This is a genomic window from Streptomyces sp. NBC_00353 (assembly GCF_036108815.1).
In the GTDB taxonomy this organism is placed as follows: Bacteria; Actinomycetota; Actinomycetes; order Streptomycetales; family Streptomycetaceae; genus Streptomyces.
Genome location: NZ_CP107985.1, coordinates 5,665,099 through 5,685,661, shown reverse-complemented (window position 1 = coordinate 5,685,661; position 20,563 = coordinate 5,665,099). Strand labels below are relative to the sequence as shown.

Here is a 20,563-nt window from a genome sequence, read left to right as displayed (position 1 = left end):
TCGTCGTCCCACAACGCCTGTCGCCACGTATTTCGTTCCGGAGCGGACGCACCTGTCAGCCGGCCCCCGCCTCCGTCACCCGGCTCCCAGCGCGGGCGCGGGCCTGCCCGGGTAGTCCGGCGGCGGGCTGAGACGCTGGCCCGGCTGGCCGCCCATCTCGTACTTCAGGAGCTTCCGGGCCTTCTCCGGGTCCGTCTCGCCCTCACCGTACGAGGGGCAGAGCGGGGCGATCGGACAGGCGCCACAGGCAGGCCTGCGGGCGTGGCAGATGCGGCGGCCGTGGAAGACGACGCGGTGCGAGAGCATCGTCCACTCGCTCTTGGGGAAGATCGCGGCGATCTCCGCCTCGACCTTCTCCGGGTCCTCCTGCTCCGTCCACTTCCAGCGCCGGACCAGCCGGCCGAAGTGGGTGTCGACCGTGATGCCGGGGACGCCGAAGGCATTGCCGAGGACGACGTTGGCGGTCTTGCGGCCCACGCCGGGCAGCGTGACGAGATCCGCCAGCCGGCCCGGTACCTCACCGCCGAAGTTGTCCCTGATCGACGCGGAGAGGCCTATCAGCGACTTGGCCTTGGCCCGGAAGAAGCCGGTCGGCCGGATGAGCTCCTCCAGCTCCTCCGGGACGGCCGCCGCCATGTCCTCGGGGGTGGGGTAGGCGGCGAACAGCGCGGGGGTGGTCTGGTTGACCCTCAGATCGGTGGTCTGGGCGGACAGGACCGTCGCGACGAGGAGCTCGAAGGGGTTCCTGAAGTCCAGCTCCGGGTGGGCGTACGGGTAGATCTCGGCGAGCTCGCGGTTGATCCGGCGGGCGCGGCGGACCATCGCGAGGTGGGATTCCGGCTTCCCGGGCTTCCCGGACTTCGCCGCCTCCGCTGCCTTCCCGGGCTTCGCGGACTTCGCCGCCTCCGCTGCCTTCGCAGGCTTCCCGGACTTCGCCTCGGCTGCCTTCGCAGGCTTCCTCGACCTCGCCGACTTCACCGGCTCCCCCTGTTTCACCGACTCCCCCGAGGGGCGTTTTGTCGCTTTTGCCGAGCGACTGATACCCTGTTCGCCCACAGCGGAATTTCGGCCTTCCGACACCTCATCAGCCCCCTTGGCCTGCGCTCTCACCGGCGATTTGGACACCCGGCCAGCCTAGAGCCAGGCACTGACATCCGCCCCGGTCGCCGCGGATCCACCCCCAATCGGCCCCCTGCCGCACGGTGAGCTGCGCCCGTGCGTCAAACTGGTTTGTGATTGATCGCACTGTTTTACCGTCCGGCATGATGGGGACCACGGTTCCCTGAACAGGCCGACAAGGAGAGAACTCGTGGACGACGTTCTGCGGCGCGCCCCGCTTTTCGCGGCGCTCGATGATGAGCAGGCCGCGGAGCTCCGCGCCTCGATGAGTGAGGTGACCCTCGCACGCGGCGACGCTCTCTTCCACGAGGGCGACCAGGGTGACCGGCTGTACGTGGTCACCGAGGGCAAGGTGAAGCTCCACCGCACGTCCCCCGACGGACGCGAGAACATGCTCGCGGTCCTCGGCCCCGGCGAGCTGATCGGCGAGCTGTCGCTCTTCGACCCGGGCCCTCGCACCGCCACCGCCACCGCGCTCACCGAGGTCAAGCTCCTCGGCCTCGGCCACGGCGACCTGCAGCCCTGGCTGAACGCCCGCCCCGAGGTGGCCACGGCCCTGCTGCGCGCGGTCGCCCGCCGACTGCGCAAGACCAACGACCAGATGTCCGACCTGGTCTTCTCCGACGTGCCGGGCCGTGTCGCCCGCGCCCTCCTCGACCTGTCGCGCCGGTTCGGCGTCCAGTCGGAGGAAGGCATCCACGTCGTCCACGACCTGACCCAGGAAGAGCTGGCCCAGCTGGTCGGCGCCTCCCGTGAGACGGTCAACAAGGCGCTCGCCGACTTCGCGGGCCGCGGCTGGCTGCGCCTGGAGGCGCGTGCCGTGATCCTGCTGGACGTGGAGCGCCTGGCGAAGCGTTCGCGCTAGCCGGACACCATCTCCTCACGACGTGGAGGGCCCCGCCGCCAGGCGGGGCCCTCCACGCGTATCAGGACCGCGTATCAGGGCGACGTACGACCGCATCGCATCCGCGCGTCAGATCAGCCCGTGCTCGCCCAGGTACTCCAGCTGAGCCAGCACCGAGAGCTCCGCCGCCGGCCACAGCGTCCGGTCCACGTCCGCGTAGACCTGCGCCACCACCTCCGACGCCGTACGGTGCCCCGCCTCCACCGCCGTCTCCACCTGCGCCAGCCGGTGCGCGCGGTGCGCCAGGTAGAACTCGACCGCGCCCTGCGCGTCGTCCAGCACCGGCCCGTGCCCCGGCAGCACCGTGTGCACCCCGTCGTCGACCGTCAGCGAGCGCAGCCGCCGCAGCGAGTCGAGGTAGTCGCCGAGCCGCCCGTCCGGATGCGCGACGACCGTCGTGCCTCGCCCGAGGATGGTGTCGCCCGTCAGCACCGCCCGGTCGGCGGGCAGATGGAAGGAGAGCGAGTCCGCGGTGTGCCCGGGGGTCGGCACGACGTACATCTCCAAGCCGCCGACCGTGATCACATCGCCGGTGGAAAGGCCTTCCTCGCCCAGGCGCAGCGCCGGGTCCAGGGCGCGCACCTTCGTGCGTGTCAGCTCGGCGAAGCGCGCCGCTCCCTCGGCATGGTCGGGGTGTCCGTGGGTGAGCAGGGTGAGCGCGATCCGCCGGCCCGCACGCTCGGCGGAGTCGATGACGGCCCGCAGATGGCCGTCGTCCAGCGGGCCCGGATCGATGACGACCGCGAGGTCGGAGTCGGGTTCGGCGACGATCCAGGTGTTGGTTCCGTCGAGCGTCATCGCCGAGGCGTTGGGGGCGAGGACGTTGACGGTACGGGTGGTGGCGGGGCCGGACAGGACCCCGCCGCGCGGCTGTCCTGGAAGGGCTGCTGCCTGGCTCATACGGCCTCACCGCCCGCGCTGCCGGTCGGAATGTGTTTGGTGAACTCGTCGTGCCCCGGCCAGCTCAGCACCAACTCGTCGCCGTGGAGCCGGGCCTGTGCGAGTACGGGGGTGAGGTCCTGGGAGGACGCGGCCTTCAGGGCCTCGGCGGCGGTCCCGTACGGCCGCAGCTGACGCAGCGTCGACACGGTCGGCGGCATCATCAGCAGCTCGCCCCGGTCGTACCCGTCGGCGGCGTCCCCGGCGGCGATCCACACCGTTCGGTCGGCCTCGGTGGACGCGTTTCGAGTGCGCTGGCCCTCGGGGAGCGCGGCGACGAAGAACCAGGTGTCGTAGCGGCGCGGCTCGAACTCGGGCGTGATCCAGCGCGCCCACGCCCCGAGCAGATCGGACCGCAGCACCAGACCCCGCCGGTCCAGGAACTCGGCGAAGGACAGCTCGCGGGCGACCAGGGCCTCGCGGTCGGCCTCCCAGTCGGCGCCCGTGGTGTCGCTGACGACCGTGTCGGCGGTCGGCCCGGCGAGGAGGACGCCTGCCTCCTCGTACGTCTCGCGAACGGCCGCACAGACGATGGCCTGCGCCTCGGCCGCCGTGCCGACACCGAGCCGCTCGGCCCAGCTCTCCAGCGCGGGTCCGGCCCACTCGACGAGGCGGTCGTCGTCGCGCGGGTCGACCCCGCCCCCCGGATAGGCGTACGCGCCTCCGGCAAAAGCCATGGAGGCACGGCGACGCAGCATGTGGACGTCGGGCCGGCCGCCGATGTCAGCGGGGTCCCGGAGCAGCATCACGGTGGCGGCCCGCCGGGGAGTCGCGGCCGTCAGCTCGCCCGCGGCGAGCGCCCGGATCCGATCGGGCCATTCCGGTGGGTACCACTGACCATTGGACATGGCCGGAGGCTATCCGGAACCGCGCCGATGTTCGAGAGGTGCCGATCACGCATCCCGCGATCCCCCCGGGCAGGCCCGCGTTCCGGCCCGGCACACGCCCTGCCCCGTCCGCACACCGCCCACGATCCGGCCCGTACGCACGATCCCGCCCGGTCGTGTCGACCGGGCGGGATCACGGAAACGCTCGTCCTACGCCGTGGCGGCTCAGGCCCCGGTCAGCTCGACCTGGACCTCGACCTCGACCGGTGCGTCCAGCGGCAGCACCGCGACGCCCACCGCGCTGCGCGCGTGCACGCCCTTGTCACCGAGCACCGCGCCCAGCAGCTCACTCGCACCGTTGATCACGGCGGGCTGCCCGGTGAAGTCGGCGGCCGAGGCGACGAAGCCCACGACCTTCACGACCCGCTTGATCCGGTCCAGGTCGCCGGCGACCGACTTCACGGCGGCCAGCGCGTTGAGCGCGCAGGTCTTCGCCAGCTCCTTGGCCTCGTCCGGCGTGACCTCCGCACCGACCTTGCCGGTGACCGAGAGCTTGCCGTCCACCATGGGCAGCTGGCCCGATGTGTACACATACACCCCGGACTGGACGGCCGGCTGGTACGAGGCGAGCGGCGGTACGACGTCCGGCAGCGTCAGTCCGAGTTCGGCGAGCTTCGCCTCGACGGCGCTCGCCACTACGCCTTCTCCCGCTTCAGGTACGCCACGAGCTGCTCGGGGTTGTTCGGGCCGGGAACGACCTGGACCAGCTCCCAGCCGTCCTCGCCCCAGGTGTCCAGAATCTGCTTGGTCGCGTGCACGAGAAGGGGCACGGTCGCGTATTCCCACTTGGTCATAGGCCGACTGTAATGCCTGGCACGCACGGCCTCGTGCGTAGCCCACGGCTCGACTGGTTAGGCTCGAATACGTGAGCAGGTTCCAGGTCGTCAGCGGCAAGGGTGGTACCGGTAAGACCACGGTCGCCGCCGCACTCGCGCTCGCCCTCGCGACCGAGGGCAGGCGCACCCTCCTCGTCGAGGTCGAGGGCAGGCAGGGCATCGCCCAGCTCTTCGAGGCGGAGTCCCTTCCGTACGAGGAGCGAAAGATCGCCGTCGCGCCGGGCGGCGGCGAGGTGTACGCCCTCGCGATCGACGCCGAGCGCGCGCTCCTCGACTACCTCCAGATGTTCTACAAACTCGGCAGCGCGGGGCGGGCGCTCAAGAAGCTCGGCGCGATCGACTTCGCCACCACCATCGCGCCCGGTGTGCGGGACGTGCTGCTGACCGGCAAGGCCTGCGAAGCCGTGCGCCGCAAGGACAAGCAGGGCCGGTACAGCTACGACTACGTGATCATGGATGCGCCGCCGACCGGCCGCATCACGCGCTTCCTCAACGTGAACGACGAGGTGGCGGGGCTGGCCCGGATCGGACCGATACACAATCAGGCGCAGGCCGTGATGCGGGTGCTGAAGTCTCCCGAGACGGCGGTCCATCTGGTGACGCTGCTGGAGGAGATGCCGGTCCAGGAGACCGCGGACGGCATCGCGGAGCTACGGGCGGCCGAACTGCCGGTGGGCAGGGTCATCGTGAACATGGTGCGGCCGCATCTGCTGGACGAGGACGCACTGCGTACCGCGTCGGGCGGTCGCCGCAGGGAGATCGCGAAGGCGCTGACCCGGGCCGGTGTGACCGGTTCCGCGGCGCTCGTAAGACCGTTGGTCGAGCAGGCCGCCGAGCATGCCCAGCGGGTGGAGCTGGAGCGCGAGCAACGTGCGGTGCTCACGGATCTCGATCTGCCGACGAACGAACTCCCGCTGATCGGCGAAGGCGTGGACCTGCCCGGGCTGTACGACCTGGCGGTCGAACTCCGCAAACAGGGCGTGGGCGAATGGGCGGGGCAAGGGGTGGGTTCATGACAGCGAGTACGAAGACGGGGGCCGTCAAGGGCACGGACACCGGCACAGCCGCGCCCGCACCGGCCGCCCCCGCCCTGGACGCCGACGCGTTGCTCGACGACCAGGACATCCGGATCGTCGTGTGCTGCGGTTCGGGCGGAGTCGGCAAGACCACGACCGCGGCGGCGCTGGGCGTACGGGCGGCCGAGCGCGGCCGGAAGGTCGTCGTCCTCACCATCGACCCGGCTCGCAGGCTCGCCCAGTCCATGGGAATCGACTCGCTGGACAACATCCCGCGACGGGTGCCGGGCATCGACGGCGAGGGCGCCGGGGAACTGCACGCCATGATGCTCGACATGAAGCGGACCTTCGACGAAATCGTCGAGGCGCACGCGGACGGCGAGCGGGCCCGCGCGATCCTGGAGAACCCCTTCTACCAGTCCCTGTCGGCCGGTTTCGCGGGCACGCAGGAGTACATGGCGATGGAGAAGCTCGGGCAGCTGAGGGCGCGCAACGAGTGGGACCTGATCATCGTCGACACTCCGCCGTCGCGTTCCGCACTGGACTTCCTGGACGCGCCGAAACGGCTCGGCTCGTTCCTGGACGGGAAGTTCATCAAGCTGCTGATGGCTCCGGCGAAGATGGGCGGCCGGGCCGGGATGAAGTTCCTCAACGTCGGCATGTCGATGATGACCGGGACCCTCGGAAAGCTGCTGGGCGGTCAGTTCCTGCGTGACGTACAGACGTTCGTCGCGGCGATGGACACCATGTTCGGTGGCTTCCGGACCCGGGCCGATGCCACGTACAAACTGCTGCAGGCCCCCGGCACGGCGTTCCTCGTCGTCGCGACACCGGAGCGCGATGCGCTGCGCGAGGCCGCGTACTTCGTGGAGCGGCTGGCCGCGGAGAAGATGCCGCTGGCCGGTCTGGTCCTCAACCGGGTCCATGGCAGCGATGCCGCCCGGCTCTCCGCCGAGCGCGCCCTGGCGGCCGCAGAAAATCTTGACGACATCGGCATTGTGGATCAGGCGACCGGGAAGGCTGGACTTCGTGACCCGGCCGGCTCGGCAGTCGCCTCTCCCGAAGACCCCGAGTCGCCGCCCTCCCCCGCCCGTTCCGCGCACACCGAAGCCCCTGAGCACGCACCCGAGTCCGAACCCGAGCCCGAGGCTGAAGCCGTCTCCGTGGAGCAGCTGACCGCAGGTCTGCTGCGACTGCATGCTGAACGCATGCAGGTCGTCGCACGCGAGCAGCGCACCCGCGACCGCTTCACCGCACTGCACCCCGAGGTCGCCGTGACCGAAGTCGCCGCGCTGCCCGGTGATGTCCATGACCTCGCAGGGCTGCGGGCCATCGGGGACCGGCTCGCGACCGGTTCTGCTCCGGCCGGAGCTGCGTGACCACCTGAAAGGCCTAGCCGCCCTCGTCGGCTACCCCACGGCGGCGTACGTCTCGTGCAGTTCGTCGTCATCCAGACCGATGGCCACCGGCAGGATGCCCGTGGACCGCTCGTACTCACTGCGAGCGGTCTCCAGCAGCCGGCGCCAGGACGTGACGGTGGGCCGTCTGCGCAACAGTGCGCGACGCTCCCGCTCGGTCATTCCGCCCCACACGCCGAACTCGACGCGATTGTCCAGCGCATCGGCCAGGCATTCGGTCCGCACCGGGCATCCGGTGCACACCGCCTTGGCCCTGTTCTGCGCTGCCCCTTGTACGAACAGTTCATCCGGATCGGTAGTGCGGCAGGCTGCCTGCGCACTCCAGTCGGTTACCCAGCCCATCACGGCGCCGTCCTCTCCCGAATCGAGGCTCCCCCACGGCGGTAGCGGCATATTCACCGCTGCCAGTTGAGGACGTTACGGAAAGTGGTGACAGCACAACACCCCCTTCGGGCCCAATCTTGAATGGCCCGAACGGACTATGCGTACGCGGCAGATCACCCAGGGGAGTGAGGTGGCGACATCCGTGACTATCCCGTCAAAATCGGGACAGTTCGCCTGGGTCACAACGGACGTTCGATGACACACCAGGCGAATTCGGGAGCGCCTCGGGTCGCGAACGGACCAACGCCGGGTCATGCACGGGGGTTGATACGCAACGGGACTGCTGTGACAGTTGGGAGCAGCTTAGGCCAACGCATATACGCCTGTCCGGCGAATGAGAACGTAGGCTGCCCCCATGCCAAAGAACCGCTCGGGCGGGGGTCTCACCGCGACCCAGCAGGCCGCCAAGTTTCTCGGTGTCGCCGCACTCTCCGGAGTCGTGCTCGCGGGCATCGCGCTGCCGGCCGCCGGGGCTCTGGGGCTCGCCGCCAAGGGGACGGTCGAGGGATTCGACGAGATCCCGGCCAATCTCAAGACGCCGCCGCTGAGCCAGCGCACCACGATCCTGGACAGCAAGGGCGGCGCGATCGCCACTGTCTACTCGCGCGACCGCACCGTCGTCCCGCTGAAGAACATCTCCCCGTACATGCAGAAGGCGATCGTCGCGATCGAGGACGCGCGCTTCTACCAGCACGGGGCGGTCGACCTCAAGGGCATCCTGCGCGCGATGAACCGCAACGTGCAGTCGGGCGGGACCGCGCAGGGCGCGTCGACCCTCACCCAGCAGTACGTGAAGAACGTCTTCGTCGAGGAGGCGGGCGACGACCCGGACAAGGTCGCGCAGGCCACCCAGCAGACGATCGGCCGCAAGGTCCAGGAGCTGAAGTACGCGATCCAGGTCGAGGAAGAGCTCGGCAAGAAGAAGATCCTGGAGAACTACCTCAACATCACCTTCTTCGGGCAGCAGGCGTACGGCATCGAGGCCGCCTCCCACCGGTACTTCTCCAAGTCGGCGAAGGACCTGAAGCTGGAGGAGGCCGCGCTGCTGGCCGGTCTCGTGCAGTCGCCGAGCCGCTACGACCCGGTCAATGACACGGAGGAGGCGACCAAGCGTCGCAACACCGTGCTCCAGCGCATGGCGGATGTCGGGGACATCTCGCAGGCCACGGCGGAGAAGGCGCAGTCGACGCCGATCAAGCTGAAGGTCAGCAAGCCGAAGAACGGCTGCATCACCGCCGTCAGCGGGGCCGGTTTCTTCTGCGACTACGTGCGCCAGGTCTTCCTCACCGACCCGGCCTTCGGCAAGACCAAGGAGGACCGCGCCAAGATCTGGAACCGGGGCGGCCTCACGGTCCGCACCACGCTCGACCCGCAGGCGCAGCAGGGCGTGCAGGACTCGATCAAGAGTCACGTCTACAAGACGGACAAGGTCGCCACCGCCGTGACATTGGTCCAGCCGGGCACCGGCAGGATCATGGGCATGGGCCAGTCCAAGCCGTACGGCCTCGGGCCGAACGAGACCCAGTACAACTACTCGGTCAACAAGGACATGGGCGGCTCGAACTTCGGCTTCCCGACCGGATCGACGTTCAAGCCGTTCCTCGCCGCCGCGGCCATAGAGGGTGGCAAGCCGGCGACGCAGATGTACTCGGCGCCGTACGAGATGGACTACCCGGACACGGTCCAGACCTGCGGCAAGCCGTGGGTCAACAACAGCGTGCCGAAGTATCACCTGGAGAACGAGAGCGAGTCGGAGGAGGGGCCGTACGCGCTGAAGGAAGCGATGGAGATGTCGGTCAACACCTACTTCGTCCAGATGCTCCAGGACATCGGCATGTGCCCGGTCTCACACATGACCGACAAGCTGGGCGTGGTGCAGGGCGACGGCACCAAGCTGCCGCAGAACCCGTCCGCGCTGACCCTCGGCTCCAACGGTCTCTCGCCGCTGACGATGGCCAGCGCATACGCCGCGTTCGCCAACCGCGGCACGTACTGCACGCCGATCGCCATCGAGTCGGTGAAGACGGCGAACGGCGACTCCCTCCCCGTGCCGAAGACCACCTGCACGCAGGCGATGTCGCAGACGACGGCCGACACCGTCAACACCCTGCTGCGCGGCGTGGTCGACTCCGGCACGGGCCGTGAGGCCGGTCTCCAGAGCCGCGACAACGCGGGCAAGACGGGTACGACCGACGCCCGCAAGAACGCCTGGTTCGTCGGCTACACGCCGAACATGTCCGGTGCGGTCTGGGTCGGCAGCCCGTCCCAGAGCGTCGAGATGGAGCAGATCACCATCGGTGGCGTGTACCGGGACAAGGTGTACGGCGGTGAGGTCCCCGGACCGATCTGGCGCGACGCCATGACGAACGCCCTCAACGGCCAGCCTGCACCGCCCTTCAACACCGTCGACATCCCGGACCCCCCGAGGGACGAGGACGAGGGCGGCGACGAAGACAGGGGCAGGGGCAGGGGCCGACACGACAACCGCGACGACGGCAAGAACAAGCCCGGCAACACCAACCCGTTCCCCGGCATCAGCATCACGCCGGGCACGACCGTCGGAGACAACGGGACCCCTCGCGGCCAGACCAACGGCGGCCAGACCGGCCCCTGACCTCTGGACGCAGCACCCGACCACGCAGAAGACAGAAGGCGGGGTGGACCGGAACATCCGGTCCACCCCGCCTTCGCGCAGGTACGGAACTGCCGCCTCAGCCCGCGAGGAGCTTCTTCACAGCGGCCGCCACCCGGCCGCCGTCGGCGAGCCCCGCGACCTTCGGGTTCACGATCTTCATGACGGCGCCCATGGCCCGCGGCCCCTCGGCGCCGGCGGCCTTCGCCTCGTCGACGGCCGCCGCCACGATCGCACCCAGCTCGTCGTCGCTCAGCTGCTTCGGCAGGTAGGCGTCGAGCAGCTCGCCCTCCGCCCGCTCGCGCTCGGCCTGCTCCGTCCGGCCGCCCTGGGCGAAGGCCTCGGCCGCCTCACGGCGCTTCTTCGCCTCCCTGGCGATCACCTTCTGCACCTCGTCGTCGGAGAGCTCACGCGCCGTCTTGCCGCTGACCTCCTCCTTCGTGATCGCGGTGAGGGTCAGCCGGAGCGTGGACGAGGTCAGCTCGTCACGCGCCTTCATGGCCGTCGTGAGGTCTTCCTTGAGCTTGGACTTGAGCGTGGTCATGTGCTGATTGTGGCAGGTGCGCGGTGCGGAACGCCCGCCGGTTTTCCGCGGACCGCGCGGTGTCTGCGACGATGGGCGCATGCGCGCACGCTACGGAGTACCCCTGAAAGTCACGGCAGTCGGCGCAGCGGTCGGCGCCGCCGGTCTCGTCTACGCGGCAGGTTTCGAGGCCCGATCGTTCCGGCTCCGCCGCGTCACGATCCCCGTACTCCCGCACGGGGCACGTCCGTTGCGCGTACTGCAGGTCTCCGACATCCACATGGTGAGCGGCCAGCGCAAGAAGCGCGGCTGGCTGCACTCGCTGGCCGGCCTGCGCCCCGACTTCGTCGTGAACACCGGCGACAACCTCTCCGACCCGAAGGCCGTGCCGGAGCTGCTGGACGCACTCGGTCCGCTGATGGAGTTCCCGGGTGTGTACGTCTTCGGCTCCAACGACTACTACGGCCCCAAGCTCCGCAACCCGGCCCGCTACCTCCTCGAGAAGACCCAGGGCAAGCACGGTCTCAACGGGAATGCCCCGGCGGTCGGCGTCGTCCACAACCCGTGGGAGCCGATGCGCGACGCGTTCGACGAAGCGGGCTGGCTGGGGCTGAGCAACACCCGGGGCCGCCTCAAGGTCGACGGCCTGGAGATCGCCTTCACCGGCCTCGACGACCCGCACATCAAGCGGGACAGGTACGCGGAGGTCGCGGGCGGCCCGGAGATGGGCGCCGACCTCTCGATCGGCGTCGTGCACGCCCCGTACCTGCGCTCCCTCGACGCCTTCACCGCCGACGGCTACCCCCTGATCCTGGCGGGCCACACGCACGGCGGCCAGCTCTGCATCCCCTTCTACGGGGCCCTGGTCACCAACTGCGACCTGGACACGGACCGGGTCAAGGGCCTCTCCTGCCACACGGTCGGCGACCGGCGCGCCTACCTCCACGTCTCGGCGGGCTGCGGCACCAACCGCTACACCCCGGTCCGCTTCGCCTGCCCGCCCGAGGCGACCCTGCTGACGCTGACACCCCGCGACTGACGGCCCCACGCCGCCTCCCGGGACGTGGCGCACGCCGGGGCAGAAACCGGATTTCGTCTCCGGCCGTGGGTGGGCTAAAGTAATCGATGTCGCCAGGACACCGGCGGCGATCGGGGTGTAGCGCAGCTTGGCAGCGCGCTTCGTTCGGGACGAAGAGGTCGTGGGTTCAAATCCCGCCACCCCGACAGCTGAAACACCAGGTCAGAGGCCCATTCGCTTGATCGCGAATGGGCCTCTTCCTTGTTCCGGGGCGCAGGCATCGAGGTCGGACGGTCGGCGCACGTAGTTCGGCGGATCCAGCCCGTAGCAAATGATGTCGGTCTGCCACACCGAGAGCACCGGATGCCCGAAGCCTCTGCGACCGGCGGGAAGGTAGCGACGGGCGCATGCGGGCACCCGTACCGGCACATCCGCAAGGTGACGCCGTGCCGACCGTTGACAGGACCTTGCGCGTCGGTCCAGGTCAAATGGCAGACGCACAAGGCCACTTGCACGCGCGATCGCGTTCGGGACGAAGAAGCCGTGGATTCATATCCCGCCACCCCGACAGCAGAGACGCAGGTCAGAGGCCGCCTCCTCGCTGGAGTAGGTGGCCTCTGCCGTATCCGGGAACCATTGCGCGGGGGAGACGGCGACGCCGGAGCCGGAGTCGGCGAAGCAGGACTCATCGGTCAGGCTGTGCGCGTCACGCCTGTCTCGTGCAACCCTTCAGCCCCCTGGGTCGTCTACGGAACTGTCTGGACCTGTCCCAGGGGGGAAACGCCGCCATGTCTCTGCAGCTCCGCACCGTCGTCGCCATCGCAGCCGCAGCCGCGCTGACCGGTGGCATGCTCACCGCCGTCACCGCGGCGCCGGCGGTCGCCGCCCCCGCCAAGTACGCCGACGACTTCAACGGCGACGGACACCGGGACCTCGCGATCGGCATGCCGTACAAGACCATCAACGGCGCCCCGGCCGCGGGCGGCGTGATCGTGACTTTCGGCTCCGCAACCGGTCTGACCACCAAGCGGGTCGGGCTCAACCAGAGTTCGGCCGGGGTTCCGGGGACGCCGGAGGACGGCGACCGCTTCGGCATCTCGATCGCCGGCGGCGACCTGGACGGGGACGGATACGCGGACCTCGTCGTGGGCGCCGATCACGAGGGTGTGGGCAGCAACGAGGGCCAGGGCAGCGTGACCATCCTCTGGGGCGGCACCAAGCCGTTCACCAGCAGCACCACGACCGTGGTGACCGACCCGCACCCGTGGCAGGCCCACGGCTGGGATGTCGCGGTGGGGGATTTCACGGGGGACAGCGGTGCGGACCTCGCCGTGATCGAGTCGGAGTCCGTCGCCGTGTACGAGGGGGGTTTCGCCCGCGGGAGCCAGCCGAAACCGACGTACACCGGCCTGACCGGGCCTGGGGGGCAGCTCGGCAACAGCGAGGCGGCCGTGGGCGACATCAACGGGGACGGCAAGGACGACCTGGCCGTGACCGGAAGCGACCCCGGGTACGACCGACCGGCCGTCGACGTCTTCTACGGGGCGGCAGGAAGGCCGCGGACGGGGCCGCGGGTGACCGGCGGTGGCACGGCAGTCGCCCTCGGCGACATCAACGGGGACGGTTACGACGACATGGCGGCGTCCCTCACCTGGCCCGAGTACTACTCCGCCGCCGATCCGAGCGCCGGCGCCGGTTATGTCACCGTGCGGTACGGCAGCGCGTCCGGCGTGGGCGATCCGGTGGTCATCCACCAGAACAGCGCCGGCGTGCCCGGCGCCAACGAGGACGCCGACGGTTTCGGCAGCTCGCTGGCGATCGGCGACATCACCGCTGACGGACGGGCCGAGCTGGTGGTCGGTGCCAACGGCGAGGACCTCGGCAGCACCAAGAACGCCGGCGATGTGGCGGTGTTCCGCGGCTCCGCCTCCGGAGTGTCGATGTCCGGGGTCGTGCGCATCTCCCAGGGCACCACCGGCGTGCCGGGCAGCCCCGAGACCGACGACCTCTTCGGCGGCCAGGTCCGGCTCGCCGACTACAACCACAACGGCAAGGCAGACCTGGCCGTCACGGCACCCTTCGAGAACGGCCGCAACGGAGCCCTGTGGACCCTGCTGGGCACCTCGTCCGGCCTCACCGGCTCCGGTTCCAAGGTCTTCGGCTCCGACGACTACGGCCTCGCGAACGGATCGCGGCTCGGGGAGTCGCTGCTCGACTGAGCCGGGCGAGCGTTTCCGGTTCGAGCGGCCCGGCGGACTCGCGCGGCCGGCTGTCCTACCGTTCCTTCTCCAGCCCCGACCTCAGCTGCACGAAGCCCAGTTCGGCCGCCCGCACCGCGTCCTCGTACACCTCGTCCGCGCTCTCCCCCGCGTCGATGCGCCGCCAGTTCTCCAACGCCAGGATCCGCTGTACGGCGATGATCTGCCCCGCCGCCAGCCGGTCCGGTACGCCGTCGCCCAGCGCGCGGGCGAGCGCCGCCTCCGAGCGGCCCTGGTAGCCGTACATGCGGGCCACCAGCGACGGTGTCCCGTACAGCATCCGGTGGAATGCCAGCACCTGCGGGTGATCGCAGAGCCCGGTCACCGGGTCGCGGCGCTCCAGACCGTCCAGGAAGTGGCGGCGCAGGGCGTCGAGCGGCGATTCGTCCTGCCCGCGGGCCGCGACCACCCGGGCCGCCTCGTCCTCGTGGTCGGCGAACCGGTGCAGCGCCAGGTCCTCCTTGGCCGGGAAGTACCGGAACAGCGTCGGCTTGGAGATGTCGGCGGCGGCCGCCACCTCCGCCACCGAGACCTTGTCGAAGCCCCGCTCCAGGAACATGGCGATCGCGGCATCGGAGACCGCCTGGTACGTCAGCTGCTTCTTCCGCTCACGCAGACTGATCGGTGCCTGCGCAGCCGGCCCGGTTCCGGTGTTCTCTCCGCTCATGACCATGAAGGGTACGCCCTTGACCTCAACCGGACTTGACGTCCGAGAGTGGTCGCACGGGCGCCGGACAGGCTGGCCGCCCGGCGACGGAGAGGTGTGATCCGCATGCGTGTGGCGCTGGTCAGGGAGCTGGGCGGCCCGGCGGTACTGGTTCCGGCCGAGATGCCCGACCCGGTGCCGGGGGCCGGCGAGGTGGTGATCGACGTGAGCCACGTTGACACGCTCTTCGTGGAGACCCAGATCCGGTCGGGAGCGTTCAGCGACTACTTTCCGGTCCGGCCCCCGTACGTACCGGGGGGCGGGATCGCCGGGACGGTGCGCATGGTCGGCGAGGGCGGCGACGCGGGGTGGGCCGGCCGCCGGGTCATCGCCTCCGTCGGCTTCACCGGCGGCTACGCCGAGCAGGCGGCGGCCTCAGCCGACCACCTGGTGCCGGTACCGGACGGACTGGGGCTGCGCGAGGCCGCCGCCCTCACGCACGACGGGGTGACGGCCGCCGCGCTGATGGAGGCGACCGCCCCCGGCCCCGGCGAACGCGTGCTGATCCTCGGCGCCTCCGGCGGCATGGGAACCCTCCTCGTGCAGCTGACGCACGCGGCCGGCGCACATGTCGTCGCGGTGGCCCGCGGCGACCGGAAGACGGCGCTGGTACGGGAACTGGGCGCCGACGACGTGATCGACGGAGCGGACGCGGGGTGGGTGGAACAGGCGCGTACGGCCCTGGCAGCAGCGGGCGGCCCGGCCGATGTGGTCCTCGACGGGGTCGGCGGTGCCATGGGAGCGGCCGCCTTCACCCTGACCGCCGACGGCGGCCGCTTCTCCGCCCACGGAGCACCGACGGGCGGCTTCGCCCCGATCGACCCGCAGGAGGCGGCGCGGCGCGGCATCACGCTGCGCGGCATCGGGGACGTACAGCTGACCGACGCGGAGTACGTACGCCTGGCCGGACACGCACTGGGGGAGGCAGCGGCCGGACGGCTGCGTCCGGTGATCGGGCACGTCTACCCGCTGGAGCAGGCGGCCGAAGCGCATACGGCGATCGAGGAGCGCAGCCTGCTGGGCAAGGTGCTGCTGAGCACACGGGAGGAGTGACCGGTCGGGGCCAGGGGACGGGACGCAGGAGAACGGCACCGCTCTCCCCCGCCCAGCCCGTCCTGCGCCCCTCCCTGCCCGCCCTCGGGCCGGTGCCTCAGGCAGTACGGTCTACGCCGGCCGGTTCGCGGCGAACCAGTGGACGTACGCACCAACGACCTCCTGGACCGTCGGCACGCGGGGCAGCCCCAGCGGCTCCGCGGCCGACGCCAGCACCTTCCGTATCCGTCGGGCCGCCTGCGACAGCAGCCGCCACTGCGGCTCCGGTCCGGGCCCCAGGGCCAGCGCGGTGCGGATCACATCCGTGTAGACGGACTGCGCACGCTTGTACGCCAGAAGCACCGGCAGGTCACGCTCCCACCCGTCCGAGCTGCCGGGCCGGGCGCGCTCGACCGCGTCCCGCCAGATCGCCGCGATCCGCCCCTGCTCCGCCGCCGGGTAGCGCATCAGATGAAGGTGCGTCGCCAGGTCGTACAACGGGTCGCCGAACATCGCCAGCTCCCAGTCGATGGTCCACAGATCGCCGTCCGGGTCGACGATGAAGTTCTCCCGGTGCAGATCACCGTGGATGAGGGCGAACGGGCGCGGCGTCAGCGCGCCGCCCACCCGCCGCAGCCGGTCCAGTCCGTCGTCGCGGAGGCCGAGTTCCCGGAAGAGGGAGCCGTATCGCGGTGCGTGCCGACGGTAGACCTGGTGCTCGGTGAAGTGGATCAGGCGCATCAGAAAGGCGGTGGAGTCGTCGCCGGGGCCCTCGGGCCACCGGCCCTGCCCCGGACCGCCCGCCCGGCTGATCCGGTCGGGGTCGACCGAGACCAGTTCGCGGAACAGCAGCCCGAGTTGACGCACATGGCGCGCCGACAGCGGTCGCCCGGGAGGGCAGACCTCGCCGAGTGTCCGCCCCTCGATGAATGTGTAGAGGGAGACCGCCTCGCGCTCGACGACCGCGGGGATACGAGTGATGCACCCCTGAAGGGCCCGGACGAGTTCCTTCTCCGAGGGGAACCAGCGGAGATCGAACCAGAGCAGCCCCGCCCGCGGATCCCGACACTTCCACCAGGTCTGCGCGGTGGAGCCGCCGCCCGCCGGAAGCGGAAAGGCGTACGTCTCGTGGTGGTAACCCTTCAATGGGCCCACCAGCAGGCTCTCGTCCGCGACGAGCGCGGCAGCACGCATCCGCGCCTCGGACGCCCGCGCCGGGGGCACCTGGGCCGCGGCCGCCCGGTCCGACGGCTGCGCGGCGACGGAAACCGGGAGCGCCGTCACGGGAGGACCCGGCCCGTCGCGGCTGCCGTGCGCCTGCCGCGGGCCCCGCAGCCCGGTGCGGCCAACTCGTCGCGATCCATACAAGGAAGGTACAACTTCCTGTTGTACTACCGCACTTGTGCCGACAGTCCGTTCGCCGCATCGGCGAGTACCTGCATCGAGTCGAGGACGGGAACCGCTCCGCCCCGCGACAGCGCCATTCGCTTCTCGGGCTTGCGGTGGAACCCGATGAAGGGCATCCCGACCGCGTTCGCGGCCTGCCAGTCGGTGGCCGAGTCACCGATCATCAAGTGCGCCGCGACCCCGGCCGCAGAGTCCCGCATGACCTCGTTCAGAGCCCATGGATTCGGCTTCATGAGCGCAGCGTCCCCCTCGTTCCTGCCGATCACCGAGGAGGGTGCGAAGTACTTCGACAGCGACTCACGCTCGAGGTAGCGCTTGATGGCGTCAGGGTGATTATTGGACGCCACCGCCAGCCGCCGGCCCGCTCCGGCCCATGCCTTCATGAACTCCGCGGCGCCCGGTGTCGGCTCCGCATGCTCGGCCGACTTGATCTCCCAGGCGGCGAGGACACCCTGCATCTCCGCGGCGGCTGAGCCCCACGCTTCGGACTCGACGCGGTGGGCGGCGCGCTCCGCGTAGCGGCTGAAGATCGCGTGGGGGTCGGTGCATCCGCGCGCCTCGTCCACTTCCAGACGGTGCGATGCGGCGATGTCCAGCAGCTCTTCGGCGATGCGGCCGGCCACGCTCTCCTTGCCTTCATGGCCACCGGCGAAGAGCCGGGCGACAGGTCCGTCGAAGTCGAGCACCACGCAGGTGGCGCGGGACAGCAGGTCCGTCGCTCTCTCGACGGACACGGCCGGCAGGGCCGTCTTGCTCAGGGGAGACGCAGGGGTGGTCGTGGCGTGCGGCACGATCAGAAATCCGCCCTTGTGGCTAGTTTGTCCCAGTTCGAGTCAAAAAATGCCTGAAACGTGCGCACAATGCCGGCTTGGTCGGGTGTGGAGTCGGCCGAGGCGCGATACGGAAAGAGGGTGGCCCCCGTACCGTAGGCGTCGTAGATGGCGACTTCCTCGCGGTCCGGAGGGAGCGGGATGGTGCCCTCTTCGGTCACGTAGAAGCCCTGCAGCGCCAGTCGGCGGTTCAGAATGTACAGCTTCATCTGCGGTGCGAACGGCACCAACCGCACCTCGACATCGACTTCGGGCACGAACCCCTGGTAGCGGAGTTCGAACAGGGCCTCCCGGAGCATGGTCGCGTGGCTCTGCAGGATCCCCTTCAGCCGCCGCCGCACCCGCGGATCGTCCGTCCCGTCCACCGGGCGGGGGATGGCGAGATGAGGGAAGTCGCAGTCGGGGAGCATCAGCCGGGCCGTGATGCTGCGGGGCGGCCTGATCTCCCCGGTCATGATGCGGTTCTTCTGGTCCGACACCCGGGCCGCCAGCGACTCCGTGGTCATCGAGAAGACATCGAGCTTCACCTGCGTGGCCTCGAACGCCTCTTCCAGGTAGGGCTTCAGCAGCACCGGAGGGACGCGCTCCGAGACGACCGCCCACACGTCGTCGCCGTCGTCGTCCCCGCCGTCGTCACCGTTCTCGACGGAGGGACTGTTGCGCTGCGGGACGACACCGGACTTCGGACCTTCGCTGACGAAGGTCCCACTGCCCTGCCGGGTGACGATCAGCCCCTTGCTGCTGAGCAGCTTCAGCGCCTCTTTGACCGTCGCACGCGAGACATCGAAACGGTCGGCAAGCTGCTCATGTGTGGGCAGCCGGTCGCCGGGCCGCCACACCTCGCTGTTGATCCCTTTCAGCAGCTCATCGGCGATCCGCTTGTACTGATGCGCACTGTTTCCACCTGGCACAGGTCCATGGCTCGTCACCTCTCAACCATACAACTACCAGCCACACAACAAGAGATGGAGCTCGCAACCAACTGAATCGTCATCGCACGGTCATCAACTTACCTACACAACCAGACAAGTTTGCGAACTCCACTCCACTGGGAACCATAGCCACAGGCCAACCAGTCAAATTCATAAGGGAGTTGAGTGGTTGCCGGGAGTCACAGGTATCGCGTCCGAGCGGCACAAAGGCGTGCGTGCGCAGACGCCCCTTCACCACCGGAGGAGTGACCGCCATGCCATTCATCACGCTGGGACTCGAGCAGTTCGTTCAGTGGAAGTACGGCCTCATGGGCACGGTGGGCTTCACCCTGCTGACCCTGGGCCTCAAGACCGGCAGCCCCAACTGCGCGGGGGCGGGAGCACTCATCCTCGCGCTGCTCCTCGTCCCGACCGATTCCTGATCAGAACACGTCCGGGCACCAGGCCCGCCGCCCCGCCCGGAACGCCCCGTCCGCCACCGCCGCCGCACCCGGCGTGAGCTCCTCGACCCGGCCCAGCGCAGCCAGCCGCAGCGCCGATTCGTCGCCGAGGCAGAGTGTCCCCAGCTCCCGTACGTCCAGGGCCAGATCCGCGCTCCGCGTCGTCGGCGCGCACGAGGCACCGTCCGGGGATGCGTCCAGGCGGAAGCGGCCGCCGGCGAGGCCCGCCGGGTCGTGGATGTCCAGGGTCAGGGAGGCCGGGGCCGCGTAGGTACGGGACTCCAGGGCTCGTACGACATCCAGGACCCGCACCCACATCCAGTCCGCCTGCGTCACGATGCGGGCCGCGCGCGGGTCCGGGAGGAGGAGGGGGAGCAGGTCGTCGGGGGCACGGTGGCCCGAGCGGACCGTGGTGATCCAGTCGATCGAGCAGACGAAGTGCCACAGCGCCCGTTCCGCCGCCGGGGTCTCGGCGATCAGGCCGAGGACGGACGCCCGGTTGAGCGGCTGCTTCGCATCGCCCCACTTGTCGTCGGCGCGGTAGACGAGCAGACCGTCGGCCTCACCGTGCGCGTTGCGGTACACCGCGTGGAACGGTTCCGTCCATGATCCCGGCACGGGCACGTCCTCGCCGGTGTTCAGCTGCCACCAGCGGTCGCCACGGCTGACCACGCCGTGCTGCCGGGCGCGCAGCCGGTCGTGCAGGGCCGGGCCGAGCTTGCGTACCTCCGCGCCGTCCACCAGGTCGATCCGGCCGCCGCCGTCCGCAGCGGACGGGCCCGACCAGCGCGGGTCCAGGCCCGCCCGGGGGACGTCGATCTCCCACTCGGTGGTCCAGGCGGCCGGGCCGAACCCGTACCGCCCGTAGATCGGGTACTCGGCGGCGATCAGCGTGGCGACGACGTCACCGCGGTCCTTGGCCGCCGCCAGGTCCGTGGCCATCATCCGGCTGAGCAGCCCGCGCCGACGATGCGTGGGCGACACCGTGACGTTGGTGACCGCGTCGGACGGCACCGCGGCACCGCCGACCATCGTCAGCTCCTGCGCGAACGAGCGGAACGTCGCCACACACCGGCCGGCGTCGAACACCCCTTGGGTCCGGGCCAGATCCATGTGCGGGAGGCGGCTCGCGACCTCCCCCTCCGTCACCGTCGGCGGGCGCAGAAAGCCGGTGTTCACGGCGCGCAGCCAGCCGGGGAACTCCGATGCGGTGACGGGGCGGACCTCAAGGCTCATGCCCCCACGCTAGGCATGCGGTCCGTGGAATGTCGCCCGGTTTTCC

At 70.0% G+C, this 20,563-nt stretch carries 20 protein-coding genes and 1 tRNA gene; 9 read left to right on the top strand and 12 right to left on the bottom strand.

The features are described from left to right. Positions 1-75: 75 nt before the first annotated feature. Positions 76-996 (bottom strand): endonuclease III, encoded by a 921-nt coding sequence (gene nth, locus OHA88_RS25775; RefSeq protein WP_328627239.1) that lies wholly within the window; start codon positions 994-996, stop codon positions 76-78. Positions 997-1,309: 313 nt separating this feature from the next. Between nth and OHA88_RS25770 the strand changes: the two genes are divergently transcribed. Beyond that, positions 1,310-1,984, top strand: coding sequence for a Crp/Fnr family transcriptional regulator (locus tag OHA88_RS25770; protein WP_030925113.1), 675 nt, complete (start codon positions 1,310-1,312; stop codon positions 1,982-1,984). A gap of 108 nt (positions 1,985-2,092) precedes the next feature. On the opposite strand, the gene OHA88_RS25765 is transcribed toward OHA88_RS25770, so the two are convergent. The 4 genes from OHA88_RS25765 to OHA88_RS25750 form a co-directional block, all read right to left on the bottom strand. Beyond that, positions 2,093-2,923 (bottom strand): MBL fold metallo-hydrolase, encoded by an 831-nt coding sequence (locus tag OHA88_RS25765; RefSeq protein ID WP_328627238.1) that lies wholly within the window; start codon positions 2,921-2,923, stop codon positions 2,093-2,095. Continuing rightward, positions 2,920-3,810 (bottom strand): NUDIX hydrolase, encoded by an 891-nt coding sequence (locus OHA88_RS25760; RefSeq protein WP_326817342.1) that lies wholly within the window; start codon positions 3,808-3,810, stop codon positions 2,920-2,922. The genes OHA88_RS25765 and OHA88_RS25760 overlap by 4 nt, the downstream gene beginning before the upstream one ends. 204 nt (positions 3,811-4,014) lie before the next feature. Continuing rightward, positions 4,015-4,485, bottom strand: a complete 471-nt coding sequence (locus OHA88_RS25755; protein WP_030925105.1) for a RidA family protein — start codon at positions 4,483-4,485, stop codon at positions 4,015-4,017. Continuing rightward, complete coding sequence (locus OHA88_RS25750; RefSeq protein WP_003967454.1) at positions 4,485-4,643, bottom strand: DUF4177 domain-containing protein; 159 nt, start codon at positions 4,641-4,643, stop codon at positions 4,485-4,487. The genes OHA88_RS25755 and OHA88_RS25750 overlap by 1 nt, the downstream gene beginning before the upstream one ends. Positions 4,644-4,714: 71 nt before the next feature. Between OHA88_RS25750 and OHA88_RS25745 the strand changes: the two genes are divergently transcribed. Together OHA88_RS25745 and OHA88_RS25740 are read left to right on the top strand one after the other, a co-directional pair. Further along, positions 4,715-5,701 (top strand): ArsA family ATPase, encoded by a 987-nt coding sequence (locus tag OHA88_RS25745; protein ID WP_328627237.1) that lies wholly within the window; start codon positions 4,715-4,717, stop codon positions 5,699-5,701. Next, the gene (locus OHA88_RS25740) at positions 5,698-7,080 is read left to right on the top strand and encodes an ArsA family ATPase (protein WP_328627236.1); all 1,383 of its coding nucleotides are present in this window, start codon (positions 5,698-5,700) and stop codon (positions 7,078-7,080) included. The genes OHA88_RS25745 and OHA88_RS25740 overlap by 4 nt, the downstream gene beginning before the upstream one ends. Positions 7,081-7,110: 30 nt before the next feature. On the opposite strand, the gene OHA88_RS25735 is transcribed toward OHA88_RS25740, so the two are convergent. Next, complete coding sequence (locus OHA88_RS25735) at positions 7,111-7,461, bottom strand: WhiB family transcriptional regulator (protein ID WP_030925100.1); 351 nt, start codon at positions 7,459-7,461, stop codon at positions 7,111-7,113. A gap of 397 nt (positions 7,462-7,858) precedes the next feature. Here OHA88_RS25735 and OHA88_RS25730 point away from each other — a divergent pair, with 397 nt between their 5' ends. Further along, positions 7,859-10,117 carry a transglycosylase domain-containing protein gene (locus OHA88_RS25730; protein WP_328627235.1) on the top strand — a complete coding sequence of 753 codons (2,259 nt, stop codon included), beginning with the start codon at positions 7,859-7,861 and terminating at the stop codon, positions 10,115-10,117. A gap of 97 nt (positions 10,118-10,214) precedes the next feature. Here OHA88_RS25730 and OHA88_RS25725 read toward each other — a convergent pair whose 3' ends face one another. After that, positions 10,215-10,679 carry a GatB/YqeY domain-containing protein gene (locus tag OHA88_RS25725; protein WP_326604547.1) on the bottom strand — a complete coding sequence of 155 codons (465 nt, stop codon included), beginning with the start codon at positions 10,677-10,679 and terminating at the stop codon, positions 10,215-10,217. Between the two features lie 79 nt (positions 10,680-10,758). On the opposite strand from OHA88_RS25725, the gene OHA88_RS25720 reads away from it, so the two are divergent. From OHA88_RS25720 to OHA88_RS25710, 3 genes are all read left to right on the top strand, one after another. Continuing rightward, positions 10,759-11,697 (top strand): metallophosphoesterase, encoded by a 939-nt coding sequence (locus tag OHA88_RS25720; protein WP_328627234.1) that lies wholly within the window; start codon positions 10,759-10,761, stop codon positions 11,695-11,697. Positions 11,698-11,808: 111 nt separating this feature from the next. Further along, positions 11,809-11,882, top strand: a tRNA-Pro gene (locus tag OHA88_RS25715). 582 nt (positions 11,883-12,464) lie between these two features. Beyond that, positions 12,465-13,895, top strand: a complete 1,431-nt coding sequence (locus OHA88_RS25710; RefSeq protein ID WP_328627233.1) for an FG-GAP-like repeat-containing protein — start codon at positions 12,465-12,467, stop codon at positions 13,893-13,895. A 55-nt stretch (positions 13,896-13,950) separates the two neighbouring features. On the opposite strand, the gene OHA88_RS25705 is transcribed toward OHA88_RS25710, so the two are convergent. Further along, a complete protein-coding gene (locus OHA88_RS25705) occupies positions 13,951-14,607 on the bottom strand; it encodes a TetR/AcrR family transcriptional regulator (protein ID WP_328627232.1) in 657 nt (218 codons plus the stop codon). 99 nt (positions 14,608-14,706) lie between these two features. Between OHA88_RS25705 and OHA88_RS25700 the strand changes: the two genes are divergently transcribed. Beyond that, positions 14,707-15,693 (top strand): zinc-binding dehydrogenase, encoded by a 987-nt coding sequence (locus OHA88_RS25700; protein ID WP_328627231.1) that lies wholly within the window; start codon positions 14,707-14,709, stop codon positions 15,691-15,693. A gap of 111 nt (positions 15,694-15,804) precedes the next feature. Here OHA88_RS25700 and OHA88_RS25695 read toward each other — a convergent pair whose 3' ends face one another. From OHA88_RS25695 to OHA88_RS25685, 3 genes are all read right to left on the bottom strand, one after another. Then, positions 15,805-16,956 carry a phosphotransferase gene (locus OHA88_RS25695; protein ID WP_328627230.1) on the bottom strand — a complete coding sequence of 384 codons (1,152 nt, stop codon included), beginning with the start codon at positions 16,954-16,956 and terminating at the stop codon, positions 15,805-15,807. Between the two features lie 107 nt (positions 16,957-17,063). Then, entirely contained in the window at positions 17,064-17,813 is a 750-nt protein-coding gene (locus OHA88_RS25690; RefSeq protein WP_328627229.1) for an HAD family hydrolase, read from the bottom strand. A 59-nt stretch (positions 17,814-17,872) separates the two neighbouring features. Further along, on the bottom strand, positions 17,873-18,820 hold the full coding sequence (locus tag OHA88_RS25685) for a GntR family transcriptional regulator (RefSeq protein WP_267004421.1): 948 nt from the start codon (positions 18,818-18,820) through the stop codon (positions 17,873-17,875). 275 nt (positions 18,821-19,095) lie between these two features. On the opposite strand from OHA88_RS25685, the gene OHA88_RS25680 reads away from it, so the two are divergent. Further along, positions 19,096-19,263: a hypothetical protein gene (locus OHA88_RS25680; RefSeq protein WP_267004420.1), complete on the top strand. Its 168-nt coding sequence runs from the start codon at positions 19,096-19,098 to the stop codon at positions 19,261-19,263. Here OHA88_RS25680 and OHA88_RS25675 read toward each other — a convergent pair whose 3' ends face one another. Continuing rightward, the gene (locus tag OHA88_RS25675) at positions 19,264-20,517 is read right to left on the bottom strand and encodes a GNAT family N-acetyltransferase (protein ID WP_328627228.1); all 1,254 of its coding nucleotides are present in this window, start codon (positions 20,515-20,517) and stop codon (positions 19,264-19,266) included. Positions 20,518-20,563 lie beyond the last annotated feature (46 nt).

What these genes read in the sequence shown, in the direction of transcription:
- OHA88_RS25765 (WP_328627238.1), bottom strand. Translation starts at nt 2,923, where the DNA reads ATGAGCCAGGCAGCAGCCCTTCCAGGACAGCCGCGCGGCGGGGTCCTG.
- OHA88_RS25760 (WP_326817342.1), bottom strand. Translation starts at nt 3,810, where the DNA reads ATGTCCAATGGTCAGTGGTACCCACCGGAATGGCCCGATCGGATCCGG.
- OHA88_RS25750 (WP_003967454.1), bottom strand. Translation starts at nt 4,643, where the DNA reads ATGACCAAGTGGGAATACGCGACCGTGCCCCTTCTCGTGCACGCGACC.
- OHA88_RS25740 (WP_328627236.1), top strand. Translation starts at nt 5,698, where the DNA reads ATGACAGCGAGTACGAAGACGGGGGCCGTCAAGGGCACGGACACCGGC.
- OHA88_RS25735 (WP_030925100.1), bottom strand. Translation starts at nt 7,461, where the DNA reads ATGGGCTGGGTAACCGACTGGAGTGCGCAGGCAGCCTGCCGCACTACC.
- OHA88_RS25730 (WP_328627235.1), top strand. Translation starts at nt 7,859, where the DNA reads ATGCCAAAGAACCGCTCGGGCGGGGGTCTCACCGCGACCCAGCAGGCC.
- OHA88_RS25725 (WP_326604547.1), bottom strand. Translation starts at nt 10,679, where the DNA reads ATGACCACGCTCAAGTCCAAGCTCAAGGAAGACCTCACGACGGCCATG.
- OHA88_RS25720 (WP_328627234.1), top strand. Translation starts at nt 10,759, where the DNA reads ATGCGCGCACGCTACGGAGTACCCCTGAAAGTCACGGCAGTCGGCGCA.
- OHA88_RS25710 (WP_328627233.1), top strand. Translation starts at nt 12,465, where the DNA reads ATGTCTCTGCAGCTCCGCACCGTCGTCGCCATCGCAGCCGCAGCCGCG.
- OHA88_RS25705 (WP_328627232.1), bottom strand. Translation starts at nt 14,607, where the DNA reads ATGGTCATGAGCGGAGAGAACACCGGAACCGGGCCGGCTGCGCAGGCA.
- OHA88_RS25700 (WP_328627231.1), top strand. Translation starts at nt 14,707, where the DNA reads ATGCGTGTGGCGCTGGTCAGGGAGCTGGGCGGCCCGGCGGTACTGGTT.
- OHA88_RS25680 (WP_267004420.1), top strand. Translation starts at nt 19,096, where the DNA reads ATGCCATTCATCACGCTGGGACTCGAGCAGTTCGTTCAGTGGAAGTAC.
- OHA88_RS25675 (WP_328627228.1), bottom strand. Translation starts at nt 20,517, where the DNA reads ATGAGCCTTGAGGTCCGCCCCGTCACCGCATCGGAGTTCCCCGGCTGG.